The 506-nt window shown below is 36.8% G+C and carries 1 pseudogene; it reads right to left on the bottom strand.

What is annotated here, in order from left to right:
* Positions 1-366, bottom strand: a pseudogene (locus AC1DND_RS29305) (hypothetical protein); the annotation flags it as partial.
* Between the last annotated feature and the right edge of the window lie 140 nt (positions 367-506).

The following is a 506-nucleotide window of genomic DNA, read 5'->3' as shown; positions in this document are numbered from 1 at the left end:
ACTCAAGGCCGATCTTTTGGTAACTGGAGCGGCAAATGCCAAATGACTAAAAGTAGAATTGAAACTCGTTTCGCTTAAATTGTTTCGCGAAAGATTGGTTAAACCAGCACTCATTCCCACATCAATGGTGGTTAAAGTTATTCCGGCATAAGATGCAGGGTTTTGCATATTAATATAATTGAACCCTGTTACTTTACCTACTGCGGTAGAAATTCCACCCATTGCTCTAAGCTGGGGCAACAAAGATCCCTTTATATTTCCAAGTCCATATCTTGAATATGGTGATGAAGTGGTAACCTGTGCCTGAGCACTTAAACCACAAACTAGAACGAGTATGGCTGCAATATAATTTATTCTTTTGTACATTATAATCTGCAATAGCTTCATTTAATCCTTTTAATACTAAGTAAGGATCTTTTATAATTTGAGGCGCAAAGATGCTGTTTTGTAATTGTTTATACAAAAAATTAGCATCACCCCCCGTTATAATTACCTTCAGAGCACTT

The sequence above is a fragment of the Pedobacter sp. 01N416 genome, assembly GCF_056399685.1.
This window is presented reverse-complemented; position numbering and strand designations above follow the sequence as displayed.